Origin of the sequence: Amycolatopsis mongoliensis, assembly GCF_030285665.1 — a bacterium.
Lineage (GTDB): Bacteria > Actinomycetota > Actinomycetes > Mycobacteriales > Pseudonocardiaceae > Amycolatopsis > Amycolatopsis mongoliensis.
Map to the genome: position 1 here is coordinate 9,276,227 of NZ_CP127295.1, position 16,709 is coordinate 9,292,935.

The following is a 16,709-nucleotide window of genomic DNA, read 5'->3' on the forward strand; positions in this document are numbered from 1 at the left end:
GACAGGGCGGTCAGCCGACCTGGGCGGAGATCTAGGCGGCATCGGCACCGACGAAACCCAGCAGTGCGGAACCGGCTGTGTGTTGCCAAGGTTGTCCGAGCAGGCGGATCCCGGCGACGGGAGTGACGCCGCGGGTGTGGCGAAGACGACCGTGTTCGTCGCGCACCGCGAGTACGTTGATCCAGCTGTGGTCTTGGTGGAATCCGGTTGCCCGGACGGTCCGGCCCTTCGTCGTCGCGTTCGGAAGCGCGGGTCACCGGGCGGGAGTGTGCTTTTCGAACAGCACGTCCGGGTGCGCAGGGGCGGGCTGGTCGAGCAGGGGGGCCGGGAGGGACCTCAGGTAGCGGTCGAAGAACGCCAGGACGTAGGTGTTGACGATGCGGTGCGCCTTCGCGCCGTCCAGCGGGCCGGTGATCCCGAGTGGGCGCAGCAGCGGGGAGATCAGCTGGGCGTCGCCGAAGTCGGCGTGGTACATGCCCGGGATCCGGATCAGGTAGCCGTCCGCGGGGAGCCGGTCCCAGACGGCGCGCATGGTGTTCAGCGACCGGTCGATGTCGCTCTGCCGCCAGCCTTCCTGCCGCATCGTGTCGCTGTCGCGAGTGAGGAACATGGTGGGCTGGGTCAGCCCGGCCGTGACGACGGGATCGGGCATCCAGGAGTCCATGCTCAGGCAGGCCCGGAACCGCGTGTCGCGCAGGCAGCCCATGCCCGTGATCTCCCCGCCGAGCGAGAGCCCGAACAGGCCGGTGTGCGCCAGGTCGAGGCGGCCGGTCAGCCGGCCCGTCGGATCGGCGCGGTCGACGGCGCTCAACCGGTCGAGGGTGAAACGGGTGTCCTCGGCGATGTGGGGGAGGATCGCGTCGGCGAAGGTGCGGTCGGTCATGCGGGTGTCGAAGTCCGCGACCTGCCCGTCCGGGAAGACGACGGCGGCACTGGAGTACGGGTGGTCGATCCCGGCGACGATGTAGCCGTGCGAAACGAGCTCTTCGACGCCGAGCGTGTCGTACTGGCGGTAGCCGGCGAGCCCCGTGGCCAGCAGCAGCAACGGGAAGGTGCGGGGAGCAGCCGCCACCGGGGCGGCGGGGATCGCGTTGGTCCGGACGTCCTTGAGGTGGCTGAACACGAACGGCGGCAGACCGCCGCGGCGCGCGAGCGCGTCGAGCGCGCCGGCGTCGGGCACGTACGCAGCACGGGGCGCGTGGTCGTCCCGGTCGGCCGGGTACCAGACCTGCACCATCACCTCGCGCCGGTCGGCGGGGTCCGCGGTGAAGATCTCGGGCCGGTCCTGGTCCACCCAGTGGTAGGTGATGGTGCCGATGCCGTAGGGCCCGGTCGGCTCCGGGAAGGTGAAGACGGGGACCAGGACCGGCAGCGCCGTGGACGCGGCCAGCCCGAGCAGCCCGCCGGCGATCGCGGCACTCCTGAGGGTAGGGCGCAGCATCGGCCGTCCCGGGCGAAGCAGCCGGTAAAGCCCGGCCAGGACGAGCACCCCGGCCACGACGTAGGCGGGGACCAGCTGCCAGCGTGGCCCTTCCACCAGTACTTGTGCCGTCGCGACCGGCACCAGCAGCGCGGTCACCACCGGCCGCAACCACCGCGCCCTGCCCCGCAACGGGATCACCGCCGCGGCGAACGCGACCGACTCGACGCTCATCAAGAGTATTTCCAGCGGTCTCACGATTCCCCCCCGCTCCCGGGCCGAGCCGACATCGTGGCGGATCCGGTCACGTTCGCAGCAGAGCCCATGTGCCCCGACAGGGGGTAGGACAGCACCGGCCCGGCGGTGACTTTCGCCTCTCGCCGCAGGGACCGCACCGGCCCGACCGTAAAGCGGGGCAACGAAAAGAGGGAGGTTACCGCCGTGAACACGTCTTCCCGGCACGACCTCGACATCCTGCTGCGGCAACCCCGGGGACGATCGGTGTCGCTCCACCTGCCGACCCGCCGCGCGGGCGACGGCGCCCGACAGGACCCGATCGCGTTCGGCAACCTGACCGCCCGCGCGGAGGCGGAACTGACCGAAGGCGGACTGCGCCGACACGAGGTGCTCGACATCATGCGGCCCGCACACCGGCTCGCGCCGACCCGGAGTTCTGGCGGGACCGCGGTGACGGGCTCGCGGTGTTCCTGCGCCCGAGATGGTGGCGTGCCTTCCGGCTGCCGCTGCCGCTCGGCGAATCGGTCACCGTCGCCGACCGCTTCCACGTCTCCCCCCTGCTCCCCGTGCTCGCCGGCCACGACGAGTTCTTCGTGCTCGCGCTGAGCGAGAACGAAGCGCGGCTCTACAACCGCGACCGGTGGCGGATGCACCCGGTGCTCGTTCCCGGGCTGCCCCAAGGTGTCAAGGACGCGCTGCGGTACGACGAGCCACTGAAGCAGCGCGGCCACCACCTGGGCGTCCGGATCGGCGTGAAGGAACGCACCGTGGTGCATGGGCAAGGGATCGGAGGCGAAGTGCAAAGGAACGCCTCAGCCGGTACCTGCACACCGTGAGCCATGCCGTCGACACGTTCCTGACCAGGCAACACCGCCCGCTCGTGCTGGCCGGCGTGGAGCGCATCCGGGCGGCCTACCGCGAAATCACCCACTGCCGGCACGTCCTCACCGCCGGGATCCCGGGCAGCCCCGACCACGTGCCGCCCGCGGAACTGCACACCCGGGCCTGGGAGCTCGTGGCACCGGTCGCGGCCGGTGCCGAGGCCGAGGCCGTGACCCGCTGCGGGAACACCGCCGGCACCGGGCTGGCGTCCGACGACACCGTCGAGGTGGAGACGGCCGCCAGGGCCGGACGGGTCGAGGTGCTCTTCGTCTCGTCCGAGGCGACCCCGAACGAACAGCCGAGGTGCGAGACGGCAGCGGTGAGCACCCTGCGATCCGGGGGCACCGTCCACGTCGTTCCGGCCGCCGGCGTGCCCGGGCGAGGCCCGCTCGCGGCGCTCTTTCCGGTATCGAGGTTCGCGGCCGTGGCAACGGCAGCAGGCCAGTCCGCTTGGGGGCGCGCGGGCCCACGGCACGATCGCCAACTCGGGTAGGGCCGGCCAGGTGGCGGGTCGGGTGTTCGCTCACGACGACCGCGGGGCAGACGGCGGTGTGCAGGCAGGCGCGGCTGACCGGGCCGACCACGAGTTGGTCGGTGGGTTCGCAGGCGCGCACGAGACTGGCGGCGGGCTCGCCGTGCTCGATGCGGTGCTCGAGCGGGAGCCCGCCGGTGATCCGGTCGAGGTCCGGGCGCAGCCGGGCGCGGACGGCGCAGCCGCCGGAGCTTTTGACGAGCGGATAACCGGCACGAGGGGACCACCACGAGCATCGACGAGGCAGCGGGCCAGTTCCGGACGGAGGCGCAGGGCCACCGAAAACGACTTTCGGCAGCGGCGTGGTGCCGTACGTCCCTCGTCCGAACCGTTCCCCGGGCGACAGACTGGGTTCAGGTATAGAGCAGACAGCGTTACCAGCGATGCGAACTTCCGGACAGCTTTCCCGCCCGCGCCGGCCCTCTCGGCCGAACGCTGCTCGAGTGTTTTCCGACGACGCCGACCTCCGCCGTGCGCCGGAAACCAGCGGACGTCGGCGCCGGGCGGGCGTCCTGCTGCTGACCGCAGGCGCCGCATACTCGTTGTGGCTGCTGGAGTTCGTCCTGCCGACCGGGCTGTCCCCGGTCCGCAGCTTCGTCAGCGAGCACTACCCCGTGTTCCAGCCCTACCAGCACCTGTTCCGGGCCGGGGACCTCGTTGCCGGAGCCGGTTTCGTCGCCACGGCCTGGCTCTTGCGGCGCGTCCTGCCGCCGAACCGGCCAGCAGCCGCGGTGCGCTGGTCCCTCGTCGTGTTCGGCATCGCCACCGTGGCCGACGCGATGTTCGTGCCGGACTGCGTCTCCACCGTAGACCCGGTGTGCGCACGCCTCGAGGTCACCGGGCAGGTCTCGTGGCACCACCTGGTGCACCTCGGGTCCAGCGTGGTCGCCCAGCTCGCGGTGGTCACCCTCGCGTTCGCGGCCGGCCGGCTCGCCGTCCACTGCGGTTCGCGGGCCGACCGGTCGCTGATCCGCCTGCTGTGCACGATCTGGGCCGTGGCCGGGCTCGGCTGCGTCGCGCTCTACCCGCTCGGCTGGCCCGGGATCCCGCAGCGGATCCAGCTGCTCGCCATGTCCGCCGCCGCGGTGGCTGGCGCGATCCGCTGCCTCCGCGGTCCCCCACCGCGCTACGGACGGTCTCGTCAGGCCGGTTTCACGGCCGGGCCGAGGGGAACGAGGCGACGGGGCAGATCGCGCGGCGGAGAAGGGCTTGGCTGGTCGAGCCCAGCAGCAGGCCGCGCAAGCCGCCCCGGCCGTGAGATCCGGCCACCACGAGCTGGCCCGGCGCGTGTGGCCCAGCAAGGTGCGCGCGAGCCCGGCGATGGCGATCTCCAGCTCGACCGGTACCTCGGGATACCGGGCCCGGACCGCGAAATCCGAGGTCGTCGGAGCCTGGCTCACCGACGGCCGCTCCGAACGCCTCGAGTGGGCAGTTCGACCCGCCGACCTTCACGTCGCGCGACTTCACTCCACGACGCGCAACGTCGCCGGGATGTCCATGCGGCGCAGGCGACGCAGGCTGAACAAGGGGGCCAGCGAAACCGTGACGATGCCCAGCCCGAGCGCCGTGAGAACGGTGGTGGGTGCCAATGCGGCGCTGACGCCGAGGTCGGGCATCACGCGCGGCAGGGTCGTCGTGGTGATCCAGGCCAGGACGCCGTAACCGCCGAGGATGCCGACCAGCGTGCCGATCGTGCCGATCGCCACGGTCTCGACGGTGGTCATGGTCAGCACGGTGCGCACGGGCAGGCCGAAGGCCAGCATGGTGGCGTGCTCACGGGCCCGCTCGTCCACGCCGATGCTCGTGGTGTTGACCGCGATCAGCAACGCCAGCAGGAGCGTGACCGCCGCGGCGACCTGCAGGACGCTCAGGTACTCGTCCAGGGTCGTGCGCATGCCCTCGGTGGTCGCCTGGGCCGTGTTCGCCGCGCTGATGTGCGGGATGGCGACCAGCGCTCGCCGCACGTCGGTGACGTCCACACCGGGGCGGGGGTGACGGTCAGGGTGTTCGTGACGCCGGTGAAGCCGAACGGTGCGGCGGTGGCTTGGTCCAGGTAGGCGAGCATGCGCATCGGGTTGGGGTGGAGGCCGGCCACGCGCATCGTCGTCCGGTCGGTGCGCAGGCCCTCGGGAGTGGCGCGGGGGTGGTCGAGGACGATCGTGTCGCCGACGTTCACGCCGAGGTCGTGTGCCGCTTCCTCCGCGAGCACGAGCCCACCGGTGGCGGCGCCCGAGACGATGCTGGGTGACCACCTGGCCCCGTCCGGCAGTACCTCGGCGACGAGGTCGACGTCCGCCGCGCCGGACCGGGCGGTGACGGGCAGCAAGAGGCCGGCGTCGGCGCGGCCGACCTGAGGCAGTGCGCCGACCGTGCGAACCGCGTCCGCGTCCTGCCGCTGGAAGCCGTCCAGGGTGACGATGACGCGGTCGGGCGCGGCGTGCAGGAACTCCCGCTCGGCTCGGTCGAGCGTGCCGTGGAAGGTGTCGATGGCTCCGGTGGTGGTGACGAGTGTCGTGATCGCGGCGGCGATACCCAGCGCGGTGAGCGCGGTGCGGCGCGGCGTGCGCAGCAGGTTGCGGATCGGGATCCGGTGGTAGCCGCGTCCGGGCAGCCGCAGCCGGCGCAACACCGGGGCGAGGCCGCTGCCGCGGGCCGCGAGGTGCCCGACGCGGATGGCCTGCACCGGCTGCACGCGCAGGGCCCGCCACACCGGCCAGGCGACCCCGGCGAGCGGCAGCACGAACCCGAGCGCGGCGGCCTGGAGGAACACGCCGGTCTGGAGCGGGGTCCGCCAGATCGGCAGCGGGAGCATGTCCACGAAGACGTTCCGCAGCGGTATCCCGACGACCCAGCCGACGACCATGCCCAGCCCGACGCCCAGCAGCGCGATCTGCGCCCCGAACAGCAACGGCCGCACGGCGAGCCACCGCGACGGCACGCCGAGCGCCATCCCGATGCCGATCTCCCGCCGCTGGGCCTCGACGACCCGCGTGGTCAGGTTCAACGCGGCGAACACCGCCCCGAGCAGGACCAGCAACGCGATCACCCGCCAAAGCTGGGTGTCGCCCTCGATGTCCTCGTACAGGACCCGGTAGGCGTCGATGTCGTCGCGGGTGCTCACGGTCGCGGCCCGCGTCGCCGGGGTGTCGCGCAGGGCGCGGCCCAGTTCTTCCGCGACGGCGGCGCGGTCGCAGCCCGGCCGCAGCGTGAGCACCAGGTCGTTGACCTGCCCGGCCGCGCCCGTCACCCGCTGCGCGCTGTGCAGATCGGTGAACAGGACTCCGTAGGAGGACTGGCTGAGGAAGGGCGTGGCGCCCTGTCCTCCGGTGATCAGGAAGTACTCCGGGGACTGCCCGGCGCCGACCACCCGGACCCGGCTGCCGCCGGACACGGTCAGCTCGCCGGGCACCAGGCCGGCGTGCCGGCCGGCGAACGCCGAGTCGACCACGACCGCGGCGGTTCCGTCGTCGGCGGGGCGCAGCGCCCGTCCCGCTGTCGTGGAGACACCGTCGACCTGCGGTCCCGGCGTGCTGTCGGTGCCGGCGATCTCACCGGAGACGAGCAGGTCGCCCGGCCCGGCGAGCTGGGTCGGCACGACGAGCCGCTCGCGGGCGGCGGTGACGTCGGCCGCGCGGGAGAGACCGGCCACGACCGCGCGCAGGACGCCCTCGGTGGCGGTGGTCCCCTGCGGCAGCCGGACCCGGAGGTCGTGGACGTGCAGGAGGGCGAAGCTCGCGTCGTTGGACTGCCGGCGCCACGCCGAGGTGCTCAGCAGGCTCGCATAGGTGCCCGTCCCGAGCGCGATGACCAGCGCGATGGCGGCGACCAGCGGCCACCGGCGCCGCAGATCCCGCCAAGACCACTTCAACCACAACCGGATATGCGCCATGGCACGCCTACCAGTGCAGGTCCGCCAGCTCGGCACGGCCACCCTCGGGTGGTCCGTCGCCCACGATGTGCCCGCTGGAGAGCTCGATCACCCGGTCTGCCGCGCGGGAGATCTCGCGGTTGTGGGTGACCACGATGACCGTCCGGCCCGCTCGCGCCTGATCCCGCAGCAGCTCGAGGATCTGTACGCCGGTGCGGAAGTCCAGCTCCCCGGTCGGCTCGTCCGCCAGCAGGATCGGGTTGCCGGTGGCCAGTGCCCTGGCGATGGCCACCCGCTGTTGCTCGCCCCCGGAGAGCTGGTGGGCGAAATGGTCCGCACGCTCGCCGAGTCCCACCTGTGCCAGCACCTCCGCCGCGACCCGGCCCGGCTCGTCCCGGCCCGCGACGTCCGCGCCGAACTGCACGTTCTCCCGCGCGGTCAGCCCGGGGAACAGGTTGAAACTCTGGAAGATGAAGCTCACCGTGTGCCGCCGGATCCTGGTGCGCTCCGCCCGGGACGCCGAGGTCAGTTCGACTCCGGCCAGCCGGACCGTCCCCGAGGTCGGGTTGTCCAGTGCACCGATCATGTTGAGCAAGGTCGTCTTGCCCGATCCCGACGCGCCGAGGACCACCACGAACGCCGACTCGTCGACGTGCAGGTTCACCTGGTCGAGCGCCTTGACCGTCGCACCGCCCACGGTGAAGTACCGGCAGACGTCGTCCAGATCGATCCGGGTGCCCGCCGCCTGTCCGTGCGCGTTCACGATCCGCTGCGGCTCCAACGCCGAGTCCATGAACCCGTTGTCCCACCCGGAAGTCGTGCCCGCCAGGGACCGATGACCCGACGCTGAGGCACGAAAGTCCCCACGGTCGTGAAGGTGCATCAGCGGCGGTGCGGGAACGAACCAGTCAGCCCACCGTTCGCCGTGGTGGCGTCGGTGTCGAGGAAGGCAAGGACATCTTGCGCGACGCGCCCTCTGTCGATGCCCAGGTGCCCACGTCCCGGGTAGAGGATCAGCCGGGCATCGGGAATGCCGGCGGCGGTTTCCTCGAACAGTTCCCGTCCGTAGCAGGCGTCCTGGTCGCCGCCGGCGACGAGCGTGGGTGCCGTGATGTCGGAGAGCCGCGTCTTCAGGTCGAAGTCGTCCTCGGCGTCGATGGTGGCAACCAGACCGGGATCGGCAGGACGCGCGATGACCGGTCCGAGGAGCCAGCCCAGCGCCCGCATGATCCGGCGGGTGACGGGTTTGGCGCCCATGATCGCCGTCATCGCGGCACCGGCGCGCCGTGGCCGGTGCTGCCGCAGCGCTTTCGCGGCGCTTCGTTGCGTGCTGAGTCCGAACGTACCGAGGCGATAGGCGGCCGAGACGATGACCAGGCGGCGCACGACGTCGGGGTGGTCGGCGGCCAGCTGCAGCGCGATGCTGCCGCCGGTGGAGACGCCGACCACGTCGACCGGGCGCCCGAACCACCACCGCAGGGCCTCGGCGTGCTCGCGGGCCAGCTCGGCGATCGTGGTCGGCGGGGTGCCGTCGCCGCGGCGGGCGATCCACCAGACCTCGCGGCCCTCGGCCAGCCGTTTGCATTGCTGCGCCTCGAACCACTTGGCCAGGCCACGCGGCGCTTTCTGGTGTGTCTCCAGGCCGGGCAGGAAGACCAGGGGCTCGCCCGTACCGGTCCGCACCGTCATCATCCGGGCAACGGAAGCCGGGGCCGTGCGCGCGTGGTGGCCGGCGCACAGGTGGTCGTGGAGGAACTCGGCCTGGACGGTGCAGAGCCGGTCGAACCACGGCGGCAGGTAGACGTCGAAGTGCCCGGCGGGGTAATGCCGGACCTCGGCCGACGGCGCCTTCGCGGCGATCTTGGCGGCGAAGCGGCTGGAGGCCTCGAGGTCGTGGTCGGCCACGCACATCAGCAGCGGCATGGCCAGCCGCTCGGCGGTGCCGCGGCGGTAGCGGGGAAGGGCGAACACGAACCGCGGCGCGATGGCGTTGCGCCAGCCGGTGGCCTCGCCGCCGAGTGCCGCGAACACTTCACCGGCGCGGGGTTCGACGAACGCCGCGACCCGGCCGGGTTCGTCGACGACCGGGACGAGATACGGGGGTTCTCCGCGCCACCAGCGGACGAGGTCCCGCCCGGCAGCCACCGTGAACCGCAGCGTCAGCTCGATCACGTCACGCTCGAACCGCTGGGCGAGGGTACGGCCCCGCCGCCAGCCGTCGATGACCGGTACCTGCGCCACCACCGCGGCGATGGCCGGGTCGTCGGCGGCGACCGCGAGCACGTGCCCTCCGCTGAGCGAGGTGCCCCACAGGGCGATCCGGGCGGGATCGATCCCGGGCAGGGTGCGGGCGTAAGCGACGGCCGCGCGGTAGTCCTCGCGTTGCGCGCGGACGTCGATCACCTGCCGCGGGCTGCCCTCGCTGTCCCCGAAGTGCCGGTAGTCGAACACCAGCACGGCCATTCCGCGGGCGGCGAACCGTTTCGCGTAGTCCGGCAGCCCCAGCCGTTTCGTTCCGCTTCCCCCGTGCGCCATGACCACGCACGGCACCGGCCGCGCGTCCCCCGGAGGCCGGTAGAGGTCTGCGACGCACCCGACACCCGCAACCGGGAAGGACACTTCCTGCGGCTCGTCTTTCGACGTCATGATCGCGCTCCTGCCGGTTCGGCGTCCGAGACCAGGGCGAAGTAATTCTCTTCTTCTTGGACGAAGTGCAGGCTCAGCACGGTGTAGAGCCCGTAGAGGCCGGACAGCAGGTCGTCGAGCTGGGCGGGGTCGATCCGGCCGTCGGCCTCCGCGAGCCGCAGGTGGTGGCCCAGGCGGCGGGCGAGCCGCTCGATCTCGGCGTGGGCCCGGCTCATCGTGGCGGTGGCTTCGTCGCTGCCCAGCGGCGCGGCCAGTGCCGGGTAGAGCTGGGTCTCCTCGGCCCGCTCGTGGGGCAGCAGCCGCTCGACGAGGAACGTGTGGACGCGCTGGAGTTCGGCGAGTGCAGCCGGGGTCGCGCCGCTCCCGGCGAGCAGGTTCGCCGCGTCGCGCACCATCGGCAGACTGCCGCGCAGTTCGTCGTGTTCGGCGGAGAAGCGGTGCAGCAGCTGTTCCGTGGCCGGGGTCAGGGTGATCCCGCCGGCGGGTTTGCCCCGCAACGCGCGCAGCGCGTTGAGGATGACCGCGACGTCGATGCCTTCCTGCAGCAGCGCCCCGGCGGCGGGCGGCAGCCAGCCCAGGGCCGCGACCGCCATCGCGGCCAGCGACAGCAGCATCCCGGTCGCGGCGCTCTGCACGGCGATGCGGCGCGCGCGGCGGGCGATGTCCATCGCGTCGGCGAGCCGGTCCAGCCGGTCGGTGGTCAGCACGATGTCCGCGGCCTCGGACGACGCCGTGGAGCCTCTCGCGCCCATGGCCACGCCGACGTCGGCCGCGGCGAGTGCGGGCGCGTCGTTGACCCCGTCGCCGACCATCACCGTGACGTCCCGTTCGCGTTCGCCACGGACGGCCGCGACCTTGTCCGCGGGCGTCTGGTCCGCGCACACGCTGTCCAGCCCCAGAACCGTGCCGATTTCCTCGGCCGGTTCCCGCCGGTCACCGGTGAGCATGACGAGCCTGTGCAGCCCCGCCGCGCGCAGCCGCCGCAGGGTGCGCGGAGCGTCGCGGCGCAGCGGATCCCGCAGCAGCACGGCCCCGGCGGGCTCGCCGTCGACGGTCAGCCACGCGAGGGCGGCGCCGTCCAGTCCGGCCCGGCCGCGCACCGCCGTCGCCCACGGCTGTTGCGCCGACGGCCGGGCCGGCTTGCCGACCTCGACGCGGTGGCCGTCGACCGTGGCGGTGACGCCGCGGCCGGGTTCCTCGACGAGGTCCAGGGGCAGGGACAGGTACAGGCCGCGGGTGCGGGCTTCGGTGGTGATGGCCTCGGCCAGCACGTGCGGCGAGAGCTGCTCCGCCGAGGCGGCCAGGCGCAGCACCTCGGCCGTCTCCCACCCGGGCGCGGCCGCGACCTCCACCACGGCCGGTCGCCCGGCGGTCAGCGTCCCGGTCTTGTCCATCACCAGGGTCCTCGCCCGGCCCAGCGTTTCCAGCGCGCCGCCGCCGCGGATGATCACCCCGAGCCGCGACGAGCGCGACAGACCCGAGACGATCGCGACCGGCGCGGCCAGCAGCAACGGACACGGCGTGGCGACCACCAGCACCGCCACCGCACGGACCAGCGAGCCGCTGAACACCCACGCCAGTCCGGCCAGGACGAGCGAGAGGGGCAGGAACCAGGCGGCGTACCGGTCGGCCAGCCGCACCACCGGGGCGCTCTCGGCGCCTGCCTGCCGCGCGAGCCGCACGATGCCCGCGTAGGTGCTGTCCTCCGCGGTCGCGGTGGCGCGCAGTTCGAAGGCCGACCCGGCGTTCACCACGCCGCTGCGCACCGGTTCGCCCACGGCACGCTCCACCTGCATCGGCTCGCCGGTGAGCACCGACTCGTCCAGCACCGCGGCGCTCTCGAGCAGCCCATCGGCCGGGACGACCTCGCCCGGGCCGACCACCAGCAGGTCACCAGCCGCCACCTCGGACAACGGCACCACCGACACCGTGTCACCGCATCGACGCCGCGCCGACCGCGGCGCGTGTTCGAGCAGCGCCCGCAGGTCGTGCGACGCGCGCCGTTCCGCCGCCGCGTCCAGCGCTCGCCCGGTCGCGAGCATCACCGCGATCAGGGCTCCGGCCAGGTACTCGTGCACCACCAGAGTGCCCACGAGCGACAGCACCGCGAGCAGGTCCACCCCGGCCCGCTTCCGCCGCAGCGCAGCGATCACCCACCACAGTGCGGGGATCACGGCCACCAGCGTTGCCGCCGCCCAGCACCCGTCGGCGAACCCGCCGGCGCCGGCCAGCCAGCCGACGCCACCGGCGAACAGAGCACCAACGGTGACGATCACCAACGCCGGCTCGGCCCATTTCCGCAAGGACCGCCAACGCATCCCTGACGTCTCGGGCGAAGTCTCGTCGTTTTCGATCACCGGTGTCCTCCCGCGGTCCGGGCCACTGCCGTCCATCCGACCCCGCCATCGCCGCGCGGAGTAGAGGACCAGAGCACCGCACGCAGGGTCTTTCGTCTCTCCTCACCGGGGCGATACCGGAGTCGGTACGGTGACGGCCGATCGCTTCCGTCAACACTCTGATCACGGTCGAGCCGGGGCGGCTGTACGCGTCCACGGCCACTCCACCGGCCAGCACGTAGACCGTGTCGATCTCCTTGGTGGCGATCCCAAGGCCGCGATCGGCGATGGCATGGTCCGCGACCCGCCTGCCATGGCACGCTCCCGTTCTACGGTGAGTCCGGGCTGACCCGCCACAGGGCGAAGGCGGCCCAGGCCAGCCAGGCGAACAACAACACGCCGTAGATCGCGTAGCTCCAGCCCAGAACGGGTCTGAAGAGCTCCGAAAGGATCCCGATCACGCCCGTCGCCAGACCTAACCAGGCGAAGCCCTTCGAGAAGGTTCCCCGCAGCATCAGCAGCGAGACGAGCAGCACGCCGAGCGTCTGCAGGAACCCGAGCACCGCCGGGACGTCGTTGAGCGCGATGAGGACCTCCGCCCCGGCCACGAAGGGAGCCTTCCCCGCGGCGGTCGTCGCGTCGGCATATTTGTCGCTCAGCAACACCAAGGCCAGCGAACCGTCGCCGGTCGTGGGCACCGCCAGCGACAGGGCCCACGACGCGACGGCGATCAGGCCCGCGGTCACAGCGAAGCTCCTGCCCTGGTGCCGGAGGGCCACGGCCAGCGCCAGGAAGGTCACCATCAGGAAGATGCCCGGGGCCAGCCACAGCAGCTGCCGGACGACGTACAACGTTCGGTGCGCGTCGATGTACTCCAGCAGCTTCGCGCCGTCCGATACCGGCGGAGCGGCGGTGACGACGACCAAGACCAGCGCCGTGCCATACAGCAGCACGGCCAGGCCCGCGGAAACGGCTCCAGCACGGTAGAGCGGGCCCCACGACGTCGCCGCGGACCGCCGGGCTGTTTCGGGCAAGGCACTCACCTCCCACGTGGCTCCCGGCACGACCACCGCATCCGCCGCGACGGATCTGACCAGCAAACCGCCCGCCACGGCAGGCAGCAAAGAGCAGTTCGGCCGCGGTCCGGAGGACCTATTACCCCCTGCAGTAGTTCGTGATCACATTGCCGGGGAGGGGTGTGCGCTGGCGGTGCCAGATCCTGGCTTGGTGTTGGCGTCGCCCCGGGTGAACCGGTCGACGACGTCGACGACGGTGCGAACGAGCTGGATCACGAGCGTGGCAGCAGCGGGCGCATCCACCGGGGGGGTGCATGCAGCGGCATGCCGACCGGGCGGCAACCACCTTCGAAGCTGCACCTGAGACCCACAACGAGATGACGGACCTTGGACCCTTACCGCAGCGACTACCTCCCAGCGAAGATGAGCGACAGGAGGTGTGTCATGGACATCTTGGTGGCCTACGCGACCAAGAACGGCTCGACACAACAGGTCGCCGAGGCGATCGCTGCGGCACTGCGCGAGCACGCCGGCGACACCGAACTGCACGCGGCAAGGCAGGTCCGCGAATCGCTGGCCGGCCGCGACCTCGTCGTGCTGGGCGGTGCGCTGTACTCCGGACGCTGGCACCGCGACGCTCACCGGTTTCTCAAGCAGCACCGCCCGGAACTCACCGCCGGCGTACCGATCGCGGTGTTCGGCATGGGACCGCGCTCCGACGACAAAGACGCCTGGCGACACGCTCGCGCGCAACTCGACCGGGCGCTGGCCAAACGGAATTGGCTGACCCCGGTCGCCGTCACCGTGTTCGGCGGCGTCGACCCGCCGGGGCGGAGGAAGCGGCACCGACGGGACATGCGCGACTGGGATGCGATCCGGAACTGGGCTCAACTGGTGCTGAATCAAGCACATGGACGACCGGAGCCGAACAGCCTCCAGCGTGCGCAGCCCACGGATGGGTAGCCGGCAGCATGACGACGGTCGGTCCGCCGAAGCCCCACCGACTCACCCTGGACCACCGGGCGCGCTCAAGACCGACGCCGAGGCCTACCCACGTTCGCCGTCGACGACCACTCCCGCCCGGCCTACACCGAGATCCTCCCGGATGAGACCAAGGAGACCCGCGGCCGCGTTCTGGACCCGCGCGCAGGCGTTCTTCGCCGATGCCGGGATCACCGTCGCACGGGTGCTGACCGACAACGGCTCCTGCTACCGCTCCCGGCTCTGGCGCGACACGCTGCGCGACGCGGGCATCGCCCACAAACGCACCCGGCCTTACCGGCCACAAACCAACGGCAAAGTGGAGCGGTTCAACCGCACCCTGCTCGACGAATGGGCCTACGCCCGGCCCTACCGCACCGAGACCCAGCGCCGCGAAGCGTTACCGGGCTGGTTGCACACTTACGATCACCATCGCGGCCACACCGCACTCGCCGGCAAACCACCCGCCGGCCGCGTCCCCAACCTCACGGGGCGATACAACCAGCGGAGTCACGCCATGCCCGGAAACACGGGAAGGCACCGCATCTTTCGACGCAACAAGATAGCGACCGGCGCCCTCGCACTCGTTGACCGACACCCCGATGCAGCCCGCCGCGGACCGGTCCGTCGGCGAGCACGAACTGCTGGTCGACAAGATGACCAACAAGGTGCACGCCGGGGCTCGCCTGTACCCGGTGACAGCCTGTACCCGGCTCTCGCGGCGAAGTAGGCAGGCCGCCGCCCGGGCGCGGCCGCCCCGGGACGCGGGATTCGTTCCCGCGTCCCGGAGCCTCGGCCGGAGGCTAGTGCCCCGTCGGCGAGATGCCCGCGTCGCGCATCACGTCCTGCGCGGCCGGTGGCCAGCTGCCGTCGGTGATCTTGACGTTGCCGTCGAGGACGTTGTTGTGCGGGGCGCCGGTCGCGACCTGGGTGGCGCCCGTGTTGTACCAGTTGCTGGTGAGCGTGTTGTCGTTGGTGTTGTTGGTGCTGCTCGCGTTCGTGAACGCCCAGACCCCGGCGTCCTGGATCACGTTGTCCGACAAGCTCACGTACCGCGATCCCTCATCCAGGTACAGGCCCACCGTGTTGTGGTTGTCGTAGATGTAGTTGCGGTCGATGACCGCACCGGGGTTGGCGGAGAGGTTGTAGATGCTGCCCCCGTCGTGGAAGACCTTCTTCGTGCCGTGCACCAGGTTGTAGCGGACCACGGTGTCCTTCAGCGTGGTCGGCGTCGTGTACACGGGCTGGTAGGCGTACAAGCCGCGGTTGCGGTAGTCCTGGCTGCCACCGGGGTCGTTGGCGCCCCAGCCCCAGCCGACGTCGATGCCGTCGTAGGCGAGGTCGGACACCTCGTTGTGCTCGATGACCGCGTGGGTGACGTAGGTGCTCAGGATCCCGGCCATGTCCTTGTAGTCCCGCGCCACGTTCGTGACGAGGTTGTCGGTGATGGTGACGTTCTTGGTGGTCATCGCCGAGTTGCTCGGGTGGTGCGCGTCGGGCTGCACGCCGCCGACCACGATGCCGGAGCCGGCGTCGTCGGTGAAGGTGTTGCGCCGCACGGTGATGCCGGACGCGCCGAGGCCGACCCCGCTGGCGTGGGCGTTGGCGTCGTTGCCGATGCCGAGGCCGACCTGGCCCAGGTGGGCGAACGTGTTGCCCTCGAACGAGATGGTGTCCGCGGCCGAAACCTGGACGGCGGCGGGGACCTGGTGCCAGCTGTTGCGGGCCGCTTCGAACTGCGGGCAGCCGATCTGGCAGGACGTCAGGAAGTCGGCGGGCTGGGGGAACGCCGAAGCGAGGAACGCACCGCTTTGCTGGTCGGCGTAACCGATCGACGTGCCGGGCTCGAGCCAGGTCGTGTGCTCGAAGCTCAGGCCGCGGAACGCGAGGTTGCGGACCGGACGGTCGTAGGTTCCGCTCACCTGGAGCAACGAAGTCAGGCGGGGCAGCTCCACGTCCTTACCCGCCGGGGACTGTCCCGGCGCGGCTTTGTAGTACAGCTTCCCCGCGGCCGGGTCGAGGTACCACTGCCCGGTCTGCAGGAAGGCGTACGAGTTCTCCAGCAGCAGCGTCCCGCCCGCGAAGGGCCGGGCGAGGGTGTCGTAGCCCCAGTTGTTGTTGTTCCAGGCCGGTTGCTGCATGGTGATGGTGGTGCCGGAGATGCTCTGCACCGGCGCGTACCGGTCGGTGAAGGAGTTCTGGCTCTCCACCTCGATCCGGTTCTGGGCGGGCAGGGAGGCCAGGTAGTTCAACGCCGGGTTGACGATCGTCAGGCCGGTGCCGGTGACCTGGACATCGGTGCGCGCGATGGTGATCGCGGCCCGGGGAGCCGACGCGCCGTCGATGTAGAGCTGGCGCGAATCGGCTCCCTTCGGCACGTCCGCGACGAAGATGTTCGCCGACGGGTCGTGCAGCTGCCAGCCCGTCACCGCCTGGCCCCCGGACAGGACCGGCTGCTGGCCGGCGCGGGCCTCCCAGGTGATGGTGTGGCCATTGCGGCCGGAGTCCTCGCCGTCGAACTTCAGCGGGGCGCTCAGCCGGTACGTGCCGCCCGCGAGTTCGACGTGGACGTCCGCGCGCGCGGACAGCGTGCGAGCGAGCTTCTGGGCGTGCTGCAAGGTATCGCCGCCGTGGGGAGCCACGACGATCGTGAAGCCGGGGATCCCGGCTGCCTGTGCCGGGACGGCGGTCAGTGCCGCGGCGGCGGTGGTGACGGCCAGCGCCGCCAGCACCTTCTTGACGGGGTGACGCATGATCATCCTCCTTGAGGATCCTGCGGTGGGAAAACTTG

At 71.6% G+C, this 16,709-nt stretch carries 10 protein-coding genes and 3 pseudogenes; 4 read left to right on the forward strand and 9 right to left on the reverse strand.

The genetic code is table 11. The features are described from left to right. Positions 1-253: 253 nt before the first annotated feature. Complete coding sequence (locus QRX60_RS44500; RefSeq protein WP_285997490.1) at positions 254-1,654, reverse strand: alpha/beta hydrolase family protein; 1,401 nt, start codon at positions 1,652-1,654, stop codon at positions 254-256. A 596-nt stretch (positions 1,655-2,250) separates the two neighbouring features. Here QRX60_RS44500 and QRX60_RS44505 point away from each other — a divergent pair. Continuing rightward, a pseudogene (locus QRX60_RS44505) lies at positions 2,251-3,032 on the forward strand (baeRF3 domain-containing protein). A gap of 422 nt (positions 3,033-3,454) precedes the next feature. Beyond that, a pseudogene (locus QRX60_RS51710) lies at positions 3,455-4,159 on the forward strand (DUF998 domain-containing protein); the annotation flags it as partial. 64 nt (positions 4,160-4,223) lie between these two features. On the opposite strand, the gene QRX60_RS51715 reads toward QRX60_RS51710, so the two are convergent. From QRX60_RS51715 to QRX60_RS44540, 7 genes are all read right to left on the reverse strand, one after another. Beyond that, positions 4,224-4,538, reverse strand: a complete 315-nt coding sequence (locus tag QRX60_RS51715) for a universal stress protein (RefSeq protein WP_408630179.1) — start codon at positions 4,536-4,538, stop codon at positions 4,224-4,226. Continuing rightward, positions 4,535-4,966: an ABC transporter permease gene (locus QRX60_RS44515; RefSeq protein ID WP_285997491.1), complete on the reverse strand. Its 432-nt coding sequence runs from the start codon at positions 4,964-4,966 to the stop codon at positions 4,535-4,537. Before QRX60_RS44515 ends, QRX60_RS51715 begins: the two co-directional genes overlap by 4 nt. After that, a complete protein-coding gene (locus QRX60_RS44520; protein WP_285997492.1) occupies positions 4,939-6,939 on the reverse strand; it encodes an ABC transporter permease in 2,001 nt (666 codons plus the stop codon). The genes QRX60_RS44515 and QRX60_RS44520 overlap by 28 nt, the downstream gene beginning before the upstream one ends. 28 nt (positions 6,940-6,967) lie before the next feature. Beyond that, positions 6,968-7,732, reverse strand: a complete 765-nt coding sequence (locus QRX60_RS44525; protein WP_285997493.1) for an ABC transporter ATP-binding protein — start codon at positions 7,730-7,732, stop codon at positions 6,968-6,970. Between the two features lie 89 nt (positions 7,733-7,821). Then, positions 7,822-9,585 (reverse strand): alpha/beta hydrolase, encoded by a 1,764-nt coding sequence (locus tag QRX60_RS44530; RefSeq protein ID WP_285997494.1) that lies wholly within the window; start codon positions 9,583-9,585, stop codon positions 7,822-7,824. Then, positions 9,582-11,903: a heavy metal translocating P-type ATPase gene (locus QRX60_RS44535; RefSeq protein WP_286003827.1), complete on the reverse strand. Its 2,322-nt coding sequence runs from the start codon at positions 11,901-11,903 to the stop codon at positions 9,582-9,584. Before QRX60_RS44535 ends, QRX60_RS44530 begins: the two co-directional genes overlap by 4 nt. Before the next feature lie 347 nt (positions 11,904-12,250). Next, a complete protein-coding gene (locus QRX60_RS44540; RefSeq protein WP_285997495.1) occupies positions 12,251-13,033 on the reverse strand; it encodes a hypothetical protein in 783 nt (260 codons plus the stop codon). Positions 13,034-13,381: 348 nt separating this feature from the next. On the opposite strand from QRX60_RS44540, the gene QRX60_RS44545 reads away from it, so the two are divergent. Further along, positions 13,382-13,900: a flavodoxin domain-containing protein gene (locus tag QRX60_RS44545; RefSeq protein WP_285997496.1), complete on the forward strand. Its 519-nt coding sequence runs from the start codon at positions 13,382-13,384 to the stop codon at positions 13,898-13,900. A 96-nt stretch (positions 13,901-13,996) separates the two neighbouring features. Beyond that, a pseudogene (locus QRX60_RS44550) lies at positions 13,997-14,417 on the forward strand (integrase core domain-containing protein); the annotation flags it as partial. Positions 14,418-14,721: 304 nt separating this feature from the next. Here QRX60_RS44550 and QRX60_RS44555 read toward each other — a convergent pair. Further along, complete coding sequence (locus QRX60_RS44555; RefSeq protein WP_285997497.1) at positions 14,722-16,671, reverse strand: right-handed parallel beta-helix repeat-containing protein; 1,950 nt, start codon at positions 16,669-16,671, stop codon at positions 14,722-14,724. Positions 16,672-16,709 lie beyond the last annotated feature (38 nt).

What these genes read in the sequence shown, in the direction of transcription:
- QRX60_RS44525 (WP_285997493.1), bottom strand. Translation starts at nt 7,732, where the DNA reads ATGGACTCGGCGTTGGAGCCGCAGCGGATCGTGAACGCGCACGGACAG.
- QRX60_RS44500 (WP_285997490.1), bottom strand. Translation starts at nt 1,654, where the DNA reads ATGAGCGTCGAGTCGGTCGCGTTCGCCGCGGCGGTGATCCCGTTGCGG.
- QRX60_RS44515 (WP_285997491.1), bottom strand. Translation starts at nt 4,966, where the DNA reads ATGCGCACGACCCTGGACGAGTACCTGAGCGTCCTGCAGGTCGCCGCG.
- QRX60_RS44535 (WP_286003827.1), bottom strand. Translation starts at nt 11,903, where the DNA reads ATGCGTTGGCGGTCCTTGCGGAAATGGGCCGAGCCGGCGTTGGTGATC.
- QRX60_RS44555 (WP_285997497.1), bottom strand. Translation starts at nt 16,671, where the DNA reads ATGCGTCACCCCGTCAAGAAGGTGCTGGCGGCGCTGGCCGTCACCACC.
- QRX60_RS44530 (WP_285997494.1), bottom strand. Translation starts at nt 9,585, where the DNA reads ATGACGTCGAAAGACGAGCCGCAGGAAGTGTCCTTCCCGGTTGCGGGT.
- QRX60_RS44545 (WP_285997496.1), top strand. Translation starts at nt 13,382, where the DNA reads ATGGACATCTTGGTGGCCTACGCGACCAAGAACGGCTCGACACAACAG.